This is a genomic window from Streptomyces tendae, from assembly GCF_008632955.1.
Lineage (GTDB): Bacteria > Actinomycetota > Actinomycetes > Streptomycetales > Streptomycetaceae > Streptomyces.
Window position 1 is genome coordinate 6,816,962 of sequence record NZ_CP043959.1, and the last position, 15,295, is coordinate 6,832,256.

Below are 15,295 nucleotides of genomic sequence, written 5' to 3' on the forward strand. Positions count from 1 at the left end.
TGTGACCCAGACCATCGCCCCCCGCGTGCGGACCCTGGTGCTGCTGCTCCTGGCCGTCACCGGCGCCCTCCTCGCCGGGGCCGCTCCCGCCTCCGCGCACGCCGCGCTGACCGGCAGCGACCCCGCGCAGGGGGCGGTGGTCGACACCGCGCCGGCCCAGGTCTCGCTCACCTTCTCGGAACCGATCGCGGTGAGCGACGACTCCGTGCGGGTGCTCGATCCCAAGGGTGAGCGGGTGGACAAGGGCGCCCCGGCCAACCCCAGCGGCACCACGTTCAGCGTGCGGCTGCTGAGCGGGCTGCCCGACGGCACGTACACGGTGGCCTACCAGGTGGTGTCCGCCGACAGCCACCCCGTGGCCGGCGCCTTCACCTTCTCCATCGGGGCGCCCTCGGAGACGACCGTCTCCGTCTCCGCGCAGGGGTCCGACGACGGCCTCGTGGGCTGGCTGTACGGCTTCGGCCGGTACGTCTCCTACGCGGGCTTCGTCGTCATGGTGGGCGGCGCCGCCTTCGTGCTCGCCTGCTGGGGGCCCGGTGCCCGGGTGCGGCCGGTCCAGCGTCTGGTGGTCACCGGGTGGCTCGCGCTCACCGCGGCCACGCTGGGGCTGCTGCTGATGCGCGGTTCCTACACGACCTCCGGCAAGGTCGGCGACATCTTCGACCTGAGCCTGCTCGGCGATGTGCTCCAGACCAAGTCGGGCGCGGCGCTGGTGTCCCGGCTGCTGCTGCTCGCCGCCGCGGCGCTGTTCGTCGCGGTGCTGTTCGGGGCGTACGCGCGGACGGCGTCCGCCGGCGTCCCGGACGACGACTCCGATCCCGCCCCGGCCTCGGACGGAGACTCCGCCCCGGCCGACGGGAAGGAGGACGGCGACGACAAGAACGCGGACAGCGGGGACCTGACCTTCGGACTGGCCGTCGGAGGGACGGTCGTGGCGGCCGGGCTGGCCGCGAGCTGGGCCATGTCCGAGCACGCCTCCCAGGGGCTCCAACCGGGCGTGGCCATGCCGGTCGACGTGGTGCACCTGCTGGCCGTCGCCGTCTGGCTGGGCGGGCTCACCGCCCTGCTCGTCGCGCTCTACCGGGCACCGGCCACGTCACCCGTCGGCCGGGACGCGGTCCGGCGGTTCTCCCGCCTCGCCTTCGGCAGCGTGGTGACGCTGGCCGTCACCGGCGTCTACCAGAGCTGGCGGCAGCTGGGCTCCTGGTCCGCGTTCACCGACACCCGGTACGGGCAGCTGCTGCTCGCCAAGATCGCGCTCGTGGCGGTGATGGTCGCGGTCGCCTTCATCTCCCGCCGCTGGACGCAGCGGCTGGCCGACGTACGGATACCCGAGGAGGCCGAGCAGGAGAAGCAGCCTGCCGGTGCCGTACCGGCCGAGGCGTCCGACGCGGAGAAGACCGGCTCCGGCGCGGGGCAGGACGCCGTACGGGCCGCGCAGCTCGCCCGGCAGCGGGCCGCGACGGAGGCGGCACGGCAGAAGCGGCTGCGGGACGCCGACCCGAACCGCTTCGGGCTGCGCCGTTCCGTCCTCGCTGAGGCGGGCGTCGCCGTCGTGCTGCTCGCCGTCACCACCGTGCTGACGCAGACCGAGCCGGGCCGCACGGAGCAGGACGCCCGAACGGCCGCGGAGACCTCGGCCTCCGCCTCCACGGGCACCGGCCAGGGCAGCGGCGCGGTCAGCCTGACCATGCCCTTCGACACCGGCGGCGCCAACGGCAAGGGCGTCGTCTCGATCGACCTGGATCCCGCCCGGGTCGGCGACAACGACATACACGTCTACGTCGAGGGGCCGGGCGGCCGGGCCGTCGACGTGCCCGAGGTGAAGATCGCCCTCACGCTCACCGCCCAGGACATCGGCCCGCTGCCCGTCGCCCCCGACCACGTCACCACCGGACACTGGTCGGCGAGCGGAGTGCAGATCCCCATGGCGGGCGACTGGAAGGTCGAGGTCACCGTACGGACCTCCGACATCGACCAGGTGACCGTCTCCAAGAACGCTCAGATCGGCTGAACCACCATGGCTGACCACTCCCTGTCGCAGACCCGCCGCGCCCCCGAGGAGGGACACCGGACGGAGTCCGGCGGCACCGCCTCCGGTGCGGGCATCTCTCGGCGCCGCCTGCTCGGCACGGCCGGCGCCACCGGGCTCGTGCTCGGGGCGGCCGGCGGAGCCGTCGGTTACGCGGCGGCGCCCTCCGGAGCCACCCCGCTCACCTCGGTCGGCGCCACGCAGGTGCCGTTTCACGTGAAACACCAGCCGGGCATCACCGACCCGCTCCAGGCGCACGGCCACCTCGTCACCTTCGACCTTGCGCCCGGCGCCGGCCGCAAGGAGGCGGCCGCGCTGCTGCGCCGCTGGTCCGACACCGCCCGTCGGCTGATGGCCGGCGAGCCCAGCGCCCAGGGCGACACGGACGTGGCCCGTGACGCCGGGCCTTCCTCGCTGACGCTCACCTTCGGCTTCGGGTACAGCTTCTTCGCGCGCACCGGGCTGGAGAAGCAGCGCCCGGCCGCCCTGGACCCGCTGCCCGCCTTCTCCTCGGACCGGCTCGACCGGGGGCGCAGCGACGGCGACCTGTGGGTGCAGATCGGCGCCCACGACGCCCTGGTGGCGTTCCACGCCCTGCGCGCGGTGCAGAAGGACGCGGGTGCGGCGGCCCGGGTGCGCTGGCAGATGAACGGCTTCAACCGCTCACCGGGCGCCACCTCCCGGCCCATGACCACCCGCAACCTGATGGGCCAGGTCGACGGCACCCGCAATCCGAAGCCCGCCGAACCCGACTTCGATGAACGGATCTTCGTGCCGGAGAGGGGTGAGCCCGCCTGGATGGCGAACGGCTCCTATGTGGTCGTACGCCGGATCCGCATGCTGCTGGACGACTGGGAGAAGCTGTCGCTCGCAGAGCAGGAGGGCGTCATCGGACGGCGCAAGTCGGACGGTGCGCCGCTCACCGGGGGCGGCGAGACCTCCGAGATGGACCTCGAGAAGACGGACGCCGAAGGGGACCTCGTCGTCCCCTTCAACGCGCACGCCAGGATTACCCGGCCCGACCAGAACGGCGGGGCGGCGATGCTGCGCCGCCCGTTCTCGTACCACGACGGCATCGACGCGGACGGGGTGCCGGACGCGGGTCTGCTGTTCATCTGCTGGCAGGCCGATCCGTTGCGCGGCTTCGTGCCGGTGCAGCGCAAGCTGGACCGGGGTGACGCCCTGACGCCGTTCATCCGCCATGAGGCCAGCGGCCTGTTCGCGGTCCCGGGCGGCGCGGCGGAGGGCGAGTATGTGGGCCAGGCGCTGCTGGAGGGGTGAGAACCGCCCGGAGTCACCCCTGAGAGCACTCCGGGATTCGCGGCCGGTGTGGGCCCATTAGGGTGAGGTCATGCCAGCGAGCTATGCGTATCTCGGCCCAGAGGGCACCTTCACCGAAGTCGCCCTGCGCACGCTTCCCGAGTCGGCCACGCGTGAGCTGGTCCCGTACGTGTCCGTGCAGTCCGCGCTCGACGCGGTGCGCGCCGGCGAGGCCGAGGCCGCGTTCGTCCCCATCGAGAACTCGGTGGAGGGCGGGATCACCACCACCCTCGACGAACTGGTCGCGGGCAGCCCTCTGATGATCTACCGCGAGGTGCTGCTGTCGATCACCTTCGCGCTGCTCGTCCGCCCGGGCACCAAGCTGTCGGAGATCAAGACGGTGACCGCCCACCCGGCCGCCCAGCCCCAGGTGCGCAACTGGCTCAGGGCCCACCTCCCCGACGCCCTCTGGGAGTCGGCCGCCTCGAACGCGGACGGCGCGCGCCTGGTCCAGGAGGGCCGGTACGACGCCGCGTTCGCCGGTGAGTTCGCGGCGGCCCGGTACGGCCTCGAGCCGCTGGAGACGGGCATCCACGACGCGGAGAACGCCCAGACCCGCTTCGTGCTGGTGGGCCGCCCCGCCCGCCCGGCTGCGCCCACCGGCGCCGACAAGACCTCCGTGGTGCTGTGGCAGCGTGACGACCACCCCGGTGGGCTGCGCGATCTGCTGGGGGAGTTCGCCACCCGGGGCATCAACCTGATGCTGCTCCAGTCGCGGCCGACCGGTGCCGGCATCGGCAACTACTGCTTCTGCGTCGACGCCGAGGGGCACATCTCCGACCGGCGGATGGCCGAGGCGCTGATGGGTCTGAAGCGCATCTGTCTGCAGGTGCGCTATCTCGGCTCGTACCCGAGGGCGGACGTACGGCCCGGTGAAGTGCGGCCGCCGTTCCCGGGGACGTCGGACGAGGAGTTCGTGGGCGCGGCCGACTGGGTGGCGCGCTGCCAGGACGGCCGGTTCTGAGCGTCCCGCCTCCATGGGCGGGCTCGCCTCCATGGGCGGCCCGTCAGTCTGGCCCTGTCCGAGCGGGTCCGGACCGGTCCTACCTGCCGATTGTCGTTATCCACAGAAGTTATCCACAGGTCCGCTTCTCGACCTGGGGACAAGTCGACACCCAGTTGCCCTTCGGTCGACAAATCGCCCTACAAGCCATGATCACGTTCATTCGCCCGCGGCTCACCCTTCGTCCACTCTTTTGCGGCGATCAACCCTATGGAGGGAGGTCTTTCCACTCGAAAGTGGCGGTAGAGGCAGTTTGTCCAGGGAATCCTTGCCCTCGGCCGGGCCTTTCGGAGTGATCAATTCCGGCGTCCACAGATCTTCCCCACAGCCTGTGGATAACTTTTCCGGCCGTGTGGACAACTGTGGACAGCCGGACTCCAAGTCCCGTTCCACACAAGGGTTTCAGGTCAACGCGATCCGCGGGGCCGACCCTTTCAAGCGATGACGTCCCCTTTATTGACCTTGAAGAACACAAGGGAGATTTCACCAGCAAAGGGACACGTGTCGTGGCGCCGCAATAGTCAGTCGTGAGCCGTCGTCCGGCACCGGTAGCCTTGACCGCGTGATTGACCTTCGCCTGCTCCGTGAGGACCCTGACCGTGTGCGCGCTTCGCAGCGCGCCCGTGGAGAGGACGTCGCGCTCGTCGACGCTCTCCTGTCCGCCGACGAACGGCGCAGGTCGTCCGGCGTCCGCTTCGACGAGCTGCGCGCCGAGCAGAAGTCGCTCGGCAAGCTCATCGGCCAGGCGGCCGGCGACGAGAGGGCCGAGCTGCTGAAGAAGGCCGACCAGCTCAAGGCCGACGTCAAGGCCGCCGACGCCGAGCGCGACGCCGCCGACGCCGAGACCCAGGAACTCCAGCTCAAGCTGAGCAACCTCGTCCACCCCGACGTCCCCGTCGGCGGCGAGGAGGACTTCACCACCCTGGAGACGCACGGCACCATCCGCGACTTCACCGCCGAGGGCTTCGACCCCAAGGACCACCTGGAGCTCGGCCAGCTCCTCGGCGCCATCGACGTCGAGCGCGGCGCCAAGGTCTCCGGCTCCCGCTTCTACTTCCTCACCGGTGTCGGCGCGCTGCTCGAGCTGGCCCTGGTGAACGCCGCCATGGCACAGGCCACGGCGGCCGGCTTCACGCCGATGCTGACCCCCGCCCTGGTGCGCCCGCAGTCGATGGCCGGCACCGGCTTCCTCGGCCAGGCCGCCCAGGACGTCTACCACCTGGACAAGGACGACCTGTACCTGGTCGGTACGTCCGAGGTGGCCCTGGCCGCGTACCACATGGACGAGATCCTGGACGCCGACCGGCTGCCGCTGCGCTACGCGGGCTTCTCGCCCTGCTTCCGCCGCGAGGCCGGCTCGCACGGCAAGGACACCCGGGGCATCTTCCGCGTCCACCAGTTCGACAAGGTGGAGATGTTCTCCTACGTGACGCCGGAGGACTCCCAGGAGGAGCACCGACGGCTGCTGGAGTGGGAGAAGCAGTGGCTGACCTCGCTGGAGCTGCCGTTCCGCGTGATCGACGTCGCCTCGGGCGACCTCGGCTCCTCGGCCGCCCGTAAGTACGACTGCGAGGCGTGGATCCCGACGCAGGGCAAGTACCGCGAGCTGACCTCGACCTCGGACTGCACCGAGTACCAGTCGCGCCGCCTGCAGATCCGGGTCCGTGAGGGCAAGAAGGTACGCCCGCTGGCCACGCTCAACGGCACGCTGTGCGCCGTGCCGCGCACCATCGTGGCGATCCTTGAGAACCACCAGCAGGCCGACGGCTCGGTGCGCGTGCCCGAGGTGCTGCGTCCCTACCTGGGCGGCCGGGAGATCCTGGAGCCGGTCACCAAGTGAGCGCCTCTCCGTCCGCCTTCCCGTACCGGCTCGTCGCGACCGACCTCGACGGCACGCTGCTGCGTGACGACCACACGGTCTCCGGCCGGACCCGTGGCGCACTCGCCGCGGCCGCCGCGGCGGGTGCCGCGCACATCGTCGTCACCGGGCGCGCGGTGCCCTGGACCCGTCCGATCCTCGAGGACCTCGGCTACGAGGGCCTGGCCGTCTGCGGCCAGGGCGCCCAGGTCTACGACGCTGGGGCGGGCCGCCTGCTCACCTCCGTGACGCTCGACCGGCAGCTGGCCGGGGTGGCGCTCGCCAAGATCGAGGCGGAGGTCGGTCCGCTGCACCTGGCGGCGAGCCGGGACGGGCTGGACGGCGAGGTGCTGGTCGGGCCGGGCTACGACGTCATCGGCTCGTTGCCGGCGACGCCGTTCACCGACGCCTCCGACCTGTGGGCGGCCCCGCTGAACAAGCTGTACATCCAGCATCCGGAGCTGAGCTCGGACGAGCTGGCCGAGGCGGCGGAGCGCACCGCGGGCGGTTTCGTCACGGTGGTGATGGCCGGCGAGGGCATCGTCGAGCTGCTGCCGCTCGGGCTGTCGAAGGCGACGGGACTGTCGCTGGCCGCGCGCCGGCTGGGCGTGAAGGCGGCGGAGACGATCGCCTTCGGCGACATGCCCAACGACATCCCGATGTTCGCCTGGTCCGGCCACGGTGTGGCCATGGCCAACGCCCACCGGGAGCTGCGGGCGGTGGCCGACGAGGTGACGGCCTCCAACGAGGAGGACGGCATCGCGGTCGTGCTGGAGCGCCTGCTGGGCTGACGTAGGCGTTCGGCGTTCGGCGTTCGGCGTTCGGCGTTCGGCGTTCGGCGTTCGGCGTTCGGCGTTCGGCGTTCGGCGTTCGGCGTTCGGCGTTCGGCGGAGGATGCACGGATCGAACGTGCGCGGGCTCTCACCCGACCACGGCTTGGGTCAAGCCGGTGCCTTGCCACTCGGCCAATCCTCCGGGTGGGCGGCCCACGCGTCACGGATGCGCGCGCTCGAAGCGGCCGCCCCGGGCGGTCCCGGTGCGGAGCGGACTCGACGGAGCAGTAGGGATTACTCCGGAGTCCGCTGCGGACTGCCCCGACGGGAGCAGAACGTACTGCCGTGCATGGGCATCGTCCCGCTCCTCTCCCGGCACACGGTCGCCGGACGTTCCCGGCGATGCGGACACCCTCACTCTGCCCGGCCGCGCCCGCCCGGCGCCACCGAATAAAGCGCCACCGAATAAAGCGGCACCGGACGAACGCCGGACGACCGGCACCGGACACGGCGGAGGGCGGCACCGCCTTCCTGGCGGCACCGCCCTCGTACACCGTGGGGCGTGCGCCCCTCACTCCTCGCCGGCGAGCGTCAGCGTGCGCAGCTTCTGACCCGCGTACCAGGTGGCCAGCACGGTGACGGCGGCCAGCGCGACCGTCGCCGTCGTCAGGCCCACGTCCGAGGTGACCAGGTCACCGCCGGACACCTTCTCCGCCACGGCCAGCGCCCACTGCTGGACGCTCAGCGTGCGCGCGCCGGGCACCAGGGAGCCGAACAGCGCCTCCCAGATCAGCGCGTAGACCAGTCCGAAGACCACGGCGTGCCGCGAGACCGTGCCGAGCAGCAGGAACAGCGCCGCGTAAGCGATGGAGGCGACCAGCGCCGCCACCGTGTAGGCGACCGCGACCTGCTGGCCGTTGCCGTTCAGGATGAAGCCCGCGATCAGCGTCGGCACCGCGGAGAACACCATGGTGACGGCGACGGCGACGATCAGCTTCGTGTAGATGATCGTGGGCCGCTTGATCGGCTTGGACAGCAGGTACACCACCGAGCCGTCGTCGATCTCGGGGCCGATCGCCCCGGTGCCCGCGATGACTCCGATGATCGGCACCATCGTGGCGAGCGCCAGCCCGCCGAGGATGTCGGCGGCGGTCTGGTCGTCGGCGCCCGCGAGGGCTCGCACCGCCAGCGAGATGACGATCAGCAGCAGGGGCAGTGCGCCCAGGATGAGGGCCCGGCGTCGGCCGAGCAGGGCCCGGTACGTGAGCCGGGCGACTGTGGGGTCGTACATCAGGGCCTCCTACGCCGCGACCAGGTACGAGAACACGGACTCGAGGGACTCGTCGGACGGCGAGACCGTGAGCAGGCGGATGCCGTGCTCCCTCGCGACCTTCGGCAGCAGCGCGGTGAAGCGGCCGAAGTCGACGGCCTGGATGCGCAGGGCACCCTCCGTGACGTCCACCTCGATGCCGGCCGTGGACGGGTCGGCGATCAGCGCGGCCGCGAGGGCGCGGTCGTCGCTGGAGCGCACCAGGTAGCGGTGCGGGCGGTCCGTCATCAGGCGGCGGATCCGCCGGAAGTCGCCGCTGGCCGCGTGCCGGCCGGCGACGACGACCTCGATGTGCCAGGCGAGCTGCTCGACCTCTTCGAGGATGTGCGAGGAGAACAGCACGGTGCGGCCCTCGTCGCCCATCCGCCGCAGCAGGTCCATCAGCTGCATGCGCTGACGCGGGTCCATGCCGTTGAAGGGCTCGTCCAGCAGGAGCAGTGAGGGGTCGTGGACCAGCGCGGAGGCCATCTTCACGCGCTGCCGCATGCCCTTGGAGTAGGTGGCGATCTTGCGGTCCTGCGCGTACTCCATCTCCACCGTGGCCAGCGCCTTCTGGGCGGCCTTGGCGCCCAGGCCGTGCAGCTCGGCGTTGGCGAGGACGAACTCGCGGCCGGTGAGGAAGTCGTACATCGCCTCGCGCTCGGGGACGATGCCGATGTGCCGGTAGATCTTCTCGTTCCGCCACACCTGCTCGCCGTCGAGGGTGACGGTGCCGGTGGAGGGGGCGAGGAAGCCGCCCATCATGTTGATGAGGGTGGACTTGCCGGCGCCGTTGGGGCCGAGCAGGCCGGTGACGCCGGGTCCGATGGTCATGGTGACGTCGTTGACGGCGACCACGTTGCCGAACCAGCGGGAGACGTGGTCGATGCTGAGGGTTGTCACAGCCCCACCTTCTTGTAGCGGCGCACCAGGAGGCCGTAGCTGGCGGCGATCAGGCCGAGGGTGAACAGGAGGTAGACCACGCCCTCGGCGTCGGTCGGGCCCACGCCGCCCGGGAAGGCGGAGGCCGCGCCCAGGAAGGCGGACTGGACCCCGTCGATCAGGGTGATCGGCGAGAACAGGCCGATCCAGGCGATGCCGTCGCCGCTGTTCTGCACCTCCGCGATCGCCTGGAGGGTGGAGACCGCGCCGTAGGAGATGGTCAGGACGGCGATCACGGCGGCGATGCCGAAACCGCGGCGCGGCGTGACCGACGCGATGACCAGGCCGATGCCGGCGAAGAGCAGTGAGAGCAGGGCCACGGACACCAGTCCCTGTGCGAATCCCTTGGTCTGGTCGGTGAAGTCGAGCTTGGCCAGGAGCGCCCCGACGTACAGCACCAGCAGCGGCGCCGCGGTCAGGACGAACAGGGCGGAGGCCAGCGCGGCGTACTTGGCGCGGACGTAGTCGGCGGTCTCGATGGGCCGCGAGAAGTACAGCGGCACCGTCTTGAAGCGCAGGTCACGGGAGACCGACTGGGGTGCCTGCGAGGCGACGTACAGGCTGATGACGGCCTGCATGACGATCGCGTAGCGCGTGTAGTCGAGCGGCAGGTCGTTCGCCTTGGTGGCGACCGCGACGGCCACCATGATCGCGGCGGGCACGCACATCACCACGAACAGCAGCATCGGCAGCACCTTGGACTTCACCGAGCGGCCGAGGCCGTAGGCGCCGCGCAGGGACTGCGAGTACAGCGAGAGCCTGGCGTACGAGCGGCCGAGGCGCGGTCCGTCGTAGGAGCGGTAGCCGATGTTGTGGATACGGGTGTCACCCGACGGGGTGACTGGTGCCTGCAAGGACTGCTCAGCCGCCATGGCCGACCGCCTCCTTCCGCTGCGCGTCGTCCGCGTCGTTCGTGAAGACCTCGGCGATCTGGTGCCGCCGCTGTTCCATGCGCACCAGGCCGAGGCCCAGGTCCGCGATCACGTCCCGGACCAGGTCGTAGGTGTCCTCGCCCTGCGCGGTGAGCAGCAGGATGTGCCCGGCGCCCGGCAGTCCGCCGCCGTCCTGGGCGGTCACTCCGCGCGCGTGGAGCGCCTCGCGTACCGCGCGGGTGCCGTCGGGGTGCTCGTCGGTGTCGGTGACCTCGATCGCGAGGGTCGTGGTGGTCTGGGTGAAGTCCCGGGTGGAGCTGGAGCGCAGCAGCTTGCCGCCGTCCACGACGACGACGTGGTCGCAGGTGCGTTCGAGTTCGCCCAGCAGGTGGGAGGTGACCAGGACCGAGATGCCGAAGTCCGTGTGGATGCGGCGGATCAGGCCGAGCATCTCGTCGCGGCCGACCGGGTCGAGGCCGTTGGTGGGCTCGTCCAGGAAGACCAGCTGCGGGTCGTGCACCAGGGCCTGCGCGAGCTTCACCCGCTGCTTCATGCCGGTGGAGTAGCCGCCGATGGGGCGGTAGCGCTCCTCGTACAGGCCGACGTGGCGCAGGGTGTCCGCGGTGCGTTCGCGCGCGGCGGTGGGCGGCAGGCCGGACATGCGCGCCATGTGGACGACGAACTCGGTGGCCGAGACGTCCGGTGGCAGGCAGTCGTGCTCCGGCATGTAGCCGACCCGTTCCCGGATGGCGGCTCCCTCGGTGGCGACGTCGAGGCCGAGCACTGCGGCGCGGCCCTCCGTGGCGGGGGACAGACCCAGCAGGATCTTGATCAACGTGGACTTGCCGGCTCCATTGGCTCCGACGAGTCCGGTCACACCGGGCCCGACGTCCACGGAGAGCCGGTCAAGAGCGGTCACCCGGGGGAACCGCTTGCTCAGGCTTTCGGTCGCGATCACAGTCACATCCATGACGGTAGTGACCCGTACCACTGCGGTCGTCAGACCGCGGGGCCGTCTTGGGGTCCCCCTGGAGTCGTACGCGCCCGTAGGGGACGCCCTGCCTGAGAGTTATGCACAGCTCGGGGTGCGCTGTTGACGGGTCCTCTAACAGCTGCGAGATTCGCCGGTGTGACGGGAATCGAGGGTGCGCGGGAGCGCCGGGTGCTCACCGGCGGGGTCGAGCTGTGCGTGGCCGAGCTGGGTGATCCCGGCCGCCCCACGGTCGTCCTGGTGCACGGCTACCCGGACAGCAAGGAGGTGTGGTCGCGGGTCGCGCCGCGTCTGGCCGAGCGGTTCCACGTGGTGGCCTACGACGTCCGGGGGCACGGCTGTTCCACGGCGCCGCGTCCGCTGCGTGGCGGTTTCACGCTGGAGAAGCTGACCGATGACTTCCTGGCCGTGGCGGACGCGGTCAGCCCGGACGCCCCGGTGCACCTGGTGGGGCACGACTGGGGGTCGGTGCAGGCCTGGGAGTTCGTCACCGTGGCCCGTGCACAGGGGCGGATCGCGTCCTTCACCTCGGTCTCGGGTCCCTCGCTCGACCACTTCGGGCACTGGATCAGGCGCAGGCTGGCGCGGCCGACCCCGCGCCGGGCCGTCCAGCTGCTGGGCCAGGGGGCCCGGTCCTGGTACGTCTACGCCCTGCACACGCCGGTGCTCCCCGAGTTGGCCTGGCGCGGCCCGCTCGGCCGGCGCTGGCCGCGGCTGCTGCGGCGCATGGAGCGGGTGCCGGGCGACGACTACCCCACCTCCTCCCTGCCGTCGGACGCCGCGCACGGCGCCTGGCTCTACCGGGACAACGTGCGGCCGAGGCTGCGCGACCCGCGTCCCGACGCCTACGCGCACGCGCCCGTGCAGCTTGTCACGCCGCTCGCGGACCGGTTCCTCTCCGAGCGGCTCCACGACGGCCTGGAGGAGTGGGCGCCCCGGCTGACCCGGCGCACGCTGCCGTCCGGCCACTGGGTGCCGCGCAGCCGGCCCGACCAGCTGGTCACCTGGATCACCGACTTCGTGACGTCCGTCGAGGGCGGGCGGCCGGATGCGGCTCCCCGAGGCCGGTACGCCGACCGGTTCGCCGGGCGGCTGGTGCTGGTCACGGGCGCCGGGAGCGGCATCGGGCGGGCCACCGCGCTCGCTTTCGCCGAGGCGGGCGCGCGCGTGGTGGCGGTCGACCGGGACACCGGCGCCGCGGTCCGCACCGCCGAGGAGGCCCGCGTGCGCGGCGCCGCGGCGGCCTGGGCGGAGACGGCGGACGTGTCCGACGAGCGGGCCGTGGAGAAGCTCGCCGAGCGGGTCACCGCCGAGCACGGGGTGGTGGACGTGCTGGTGAACAACGCGGGCGTCGGGCTGGGCGGCTCCTTCTTCGACACCACGACGGAGGACTGGAAGCGGGTCCTCGACGTCAACCTGTGGGGCGTGATCCACGGCTGCCTGTACTTCGGCAGGCGGATGGCCGAGCGGGGGCAGGGCGGTCACATCGTCAACGTCGCCTCCGCGGCCGCGTTCCAGCCGTCCCGGGCACTGCCCGCCTACGGGGCGTCCAAGGCGGCGGTGCTGATGCTCAGCGAGTCCCTGCGCGCGGAGCTGGCCGGGCGGCGGATCGGCGTGACGGCGGTCTGCCCGGGGTTCGTCAACACGGCGATCACCTCCACCGCGCGCTTCGCGGGGACGGACGCCGAGGAGGAGCGGCGCAGGCGGCGGAGGACGGCGCGGCTGTACGGGCTGCGCAACTACCCGCCCGAGAAGGTCGCCGCCGCGATCCTGCGGGCGGTGGTGCGCGACGAGGCCGTCGTACCGGTGACCCCGGAGGCGCGGACCGCGTACGCCCTGGCGCGGTGGATGCCGGGGGCGCTGCGGCGGGTCGCGCGGGTGAAGCCGCCCATGTGAGCGAGGCACCGCGTCGCGGGTAGTTGTCCACAGAAGGGGCCGTTCCGCTGTGGATAACCTCAGTTATCTGTGGATCAAACCTTCGGAAGTAAATCGATCGCGTGACGCGCGTCTCTCCCGGCAGTCTGAACAGATGAACGAAAGACGCACCGTTCAGGTGTCGAAGTACATCGCCAGGCATCTGCGCCACCAGCCGGGGCGGATCGGGCTGACACCCGACGCGGCCGGCTGGGTCGAGATCGACAGCCTGCTCGCCGCGGCCTCCGCGCACGGCTTCCCGTTCTCGCGGGAGGAGCTGGACCATGTCGTCGCCGCCAACGACAAGCGGCGCTTCGCCGTCGAAGGCACCCGGATCCGCGCCAGTCAGGGGCACAGCATCGCCGTGGACCTCCAGCTGCCGCCGGCCGTTCCGCCCGCGTGGCTCTACCACGGCACCGTCGCCCGGAACCTGGAGGCGATCCGCGCCGAGGGACTGCGGCCCATGAACCGGCACGCGGTGCACCTTTCCGCCGACCGGGAGACGGCGACCCGCGTCGGCGCCCGAAGGGGTCGGCCGGTGGTGCTGACGGTCGACGCGGGCGCCATGCACCGCGACGGTCATGTCTTCCAGGTCAGCGCCAACGGCGTCTGGCTGACGGAGGCCGTGCCGAGCCGCTATCTGCGCCTCCCCGAGGGCCGGTAGGCCATGATCGATGGCATGGACCACCTGCCGACCACCGAGGCCGCCGTCACCGCCCTCCGGACCCTCGCCGACCGGTACGGACGCGCGATCGAGGTCACCCACGACATCGGGGCGGACCAGACCTCGCGCCGCACCGCGGCCGGGGTCGGGGTGACCACCGACCCCGACGGCTCCCTGCCGCACGAGGCGTACGTCGAGTTCGGCGGTCTGCCCCGGGTGCGGGTCCGTCTCTACCCGGACGACGACGCGCTGATCGACGTCGAGGGCGTCGAATGTCCCGACGTCCTCCGCGACGACGTCCCCGCCTTCCTGCGGTCCCTGTTCGACGGTCTGGCCTACGTCAAGGCCCGCCGTTTCCCGCCGGGCCACTTCCTGGTCGTGCCGCTGCCGGGGGACCGCACGCACAAGGAGTTCATTCCCCTGCTCGTCCTCACCCCGTGGCTGAGCGCACGGGTGCGGTGAGGACGTCCGGACGGGGCGTGTGGGCCCGGGGCCGTGAGAGGCGCGGAAGCGTGGCGAGCTCATGATGTGGCGGGCCGCCCGGGTGGCGTGAGCGGCGCGGTGCATGACGCACGCGGGGGTGCGGAGCGTTTCACGTGAAACCGGTCGCGCCGCTTAGGCTCGGTGGCATGAGCCTGCGTCTGAGCACCGTGATCCTCCCGTACCGCCGCTGGCACGAGGGCACCCGTTCCACCTGGGTCCGGGCCGAGGAGCTGGGCTTCCACGCGGGGTACACGTACGACCACCTGTCCTGGCGCAGCTTCCGCGACGGGCCGTGGTTCGGCGCCGTCCCGACCCTCACCGCCGCCGCCGGCGTCACCGAGCGCATGCGCCTGGGAACGCTGGTCACCTCGCCCAACTTCCGGCACCCGGTCACCCTCGCCAAGGAGCTCATCTCCCTGGACGACATCTCAGGCGGCCGCGTCACCCTCGGCATCGGTGCGGGCGGTACCGGTTTCGACGCCACCGCCCTGGGCCAGGAGCCGTGGACCCCGCGCGAGCGCGCCGACCGCTTCGGCGAGTTCGTCCCCCTGCTCGACCGGCTGCTCACCGAGGACGCCGTGTCGTACGAGGGCGACTTCTACGCGGCGCACGAGGCACGCAACATCCCCGGCTGCGTCCAGCGCCCCCGGCTGCCGTTCGCGGTGGCGGCCACCGGGCCGCGCGGACTGCGGCTCGCGGCCCTCTACGGGCAGGCGTGGGTGACGACGGGCGACCCGAGGCTGTACGAGGAGGGCACGCCCGAGCAGTCGGTTCAGGCCATTCGCGGACAGGCGGAGAAACTCGCCGACGCCTGCGCCGAGACCGGCCGCGACGTCACCGGGCTGGACAAGATCCTGCTCACCGGCTTCACGCCGGACCGAGGGCGTCCACTGGAGTCCTTGGACGCCTTCGTGGACTTCGCGGGCCGCCACGTCGAGCTGGGCATCAACGAGATCGTGCTCCACTGGCCCATCCCGGACTCCGACTTCGCCGCGGACCAGAAGGTCTTCGAACGCATCGCCATGGAAGCTCCGGCGCAGCTGCGGTGACCGACGGACGGTGCCGCCCGTCCGATGCGGAGCGCGAAGCCGCTGGTGACGTCGGTAATCACTCAGATGTGCGGAGTCCCGCACG

Annotated in this window: 13 protein-coding genes and 1 tRNA gene; 9 read left to right on the forward strand and 5 right to left on the reverse strand. The window is 71.7% G+C overall.

The genetic code is table 11. The features are described from left to right. Position 1: 1 nt before the first annotated feature. The 5 genes from F3L20_RS31300 to F3L20_RS31320 all read left to right on the forward strand — a co-directional run bounded on the left by F3L20_RS31300 (position 2) and on the right by F3L20_RS31320 (position 7,004). Positions 2-2,014: a copper resistance CopC/CopD family protein gene (locus F3L20_RS31300; protein WP_150157114.1), complete on the forward strand. Its 2,013-nt coding sequence runs from the start codon at positions 2-4 to the stop codon at positions 2,012-2,014. Between the two features lie 6 nt (positions 2,015-2,020). Further along, positions 2,021-3,313 (forward strand): iron uptake transporter deferrochelatase/peroxidase subunit, encoded by a 1,293-nt coding sequence (gene efeB, locus F3L20_RS31305; RefSeq protein ID WP_150157115.1) that lies wholly within the window; start codon positions 2,021-2,023, stop codon positions 3,311-3,313. Positions 3,314-3,383: 70 nt separating this feature from the next. Then, entirely contained in the window at positions 3,384-4,316 is a 933-nt protein-coding gene (gene pheA / locus F3L20_RS31310; RefSeq protein ID WP_145829492.1) for a prephenate dehydratase, read from the forward strand. A 601-nt stretch (positions 4,317-4,917) separates the two neighbouring features. Then, entirely contained in the window at positions 4,918-6,195 is a 1,278-nt protein-coding gene (gene serS / locus F3L20_RS31315; protein WP_150157116.1) for a serine--tRNA ligase, read from the forward strand. Next, positions 6,192-7,004, forward strand: a complete 813-nt coding sequence (locus F3L20_RS31320; RefSeq protein ID WP_150157117.1) for an HAD family hydrolase — start codon at positions 6,192-6,194, stop codon at positions 7,002-7,004. Before serS ends, F3L20_RS31320 begins: the two co-directional genes overlap by 4 nt. Before the next feature lie 97 nt (positions 7,005-7,101). Here the strand turns inward: F3L20_RS31320 and F3L20_RS31325 are convergent. From F3L20_RS31325 to F3L20_RS31345, 5 genes are all read right to left on the reverse strand, one after another. Further along, positions 7,102-7,188 (reverse strand) — tRNA-Val (locus F3L20_RS31325). 369 nt (positions 7,189-7,557) lie between these two features. Then, positions 7,558-8,277, reverse strand: coding sequence for an ABC transporter permease subunit (locus tag F3L20_RS31330; protein WP_145829489.1), 720 nt, complete (start codon positions 8,275-8,277; stop codon positions 7,558-7,560). 9 nt (positions 8,278-8,286) lie between these two features. Then, positions 8,287-9,198: an ABC transporter ATP-binding protein gene (locus F3L20_RS31335; RefSeq protein WP_024886208.1), complete on the reverse strand. Its 912-nt coding sequence runs from the start codon at positions 9,196-9,198 to the stop codon at positions 8,287-8,289. Next, a complete protein-coding gene (locus tag F3L20_RS31340; RefSeq protein WP_150157118.1) occupies positions 9,195-10,109 on the reverse strand; it encodes an ABC transporter permease in 915 nt (304 codons plus the stop codon). Before F3L20_RS31340 ends, F3L20_RS31335 begins: the two co-directional genes overlap by 4 nt. After that, on the reverse strand, positions 10,099-11,067 hold the full coding sequence (locus F3L20_RS31345) for an ABC transporter ATP-binding protein (protein ID WP_024886210.1): 969 nt from the start codon (positions 11,065-11,067) through the stop codon (positions 10,099-10,101). The genes F3L20_RS31340 and F3L20_RS31345 overlap by 11 nt, the downstream gene beginning before the upstream one ends. A 171-nt stretch (positions 11,068-11,238) precedes the next feature. Here F3L20_RS31345 and F3L20_RS31350 point away from each other — a divergent pair, with 171 nt between their 5' ends. The 4 genes from F3L20_RS31350 (at position 11,239) to F3L20_RS31365 (ending at position 15,210) form a co-directional block, all read left to right on the forward strand. Next, on the forward strand, positions 11,239-12,996 hold the full coding sequence (locus F3L20_RS31350; protein WP_150157119.1) for an SDR family oxidoreductase: 1,758 nt from the start codon (positions 11,239-11,241) through the stop codon (positions 12,994-12,996). Positions 12,997-13,129: 133 nt separating this feature from the next. Further along, positions 13,130-13,678: an RNA 2'-phosphotransferase gene (locus tag F3L20_RS31355; protein ID WP_150157120.1), complete on the forward strand. Its 549-nt coding sequence runs from the start codon at positions 13,130-13,132 to the stop codon at positions 13,676-13,678. Between the two features lie 15 nt (positions 13,679-13,693). Next, positions 13,694-14,140 carry a hypothetical protein gene (locus tag F3L20_RS31360; protein WP_382687343.1) on the forward strand — a complete coding sequence of 149 codons (447 nt, stop codon included), beginning with the start codon at positions 13,694-13,696 and terminating at the stop codon, positions 14,138-14,140. 167 nt (positions 14,141-14,307) lie between these two features. Continuing rightward, on the forward strand, positions 14,308-15,210 hold the full coding sequence (locus tag F3L20_RS31365) for an LLM class flavin-dependent oxidoreductase (protein WP_150157122.1): 903 nt from the start codon (positions 14,308-14,310) through the stop codon (positions 15,208-15,210). The last annotated feature ends 85 nt before the right edge of the window (positions 15,211-15,295 follow it).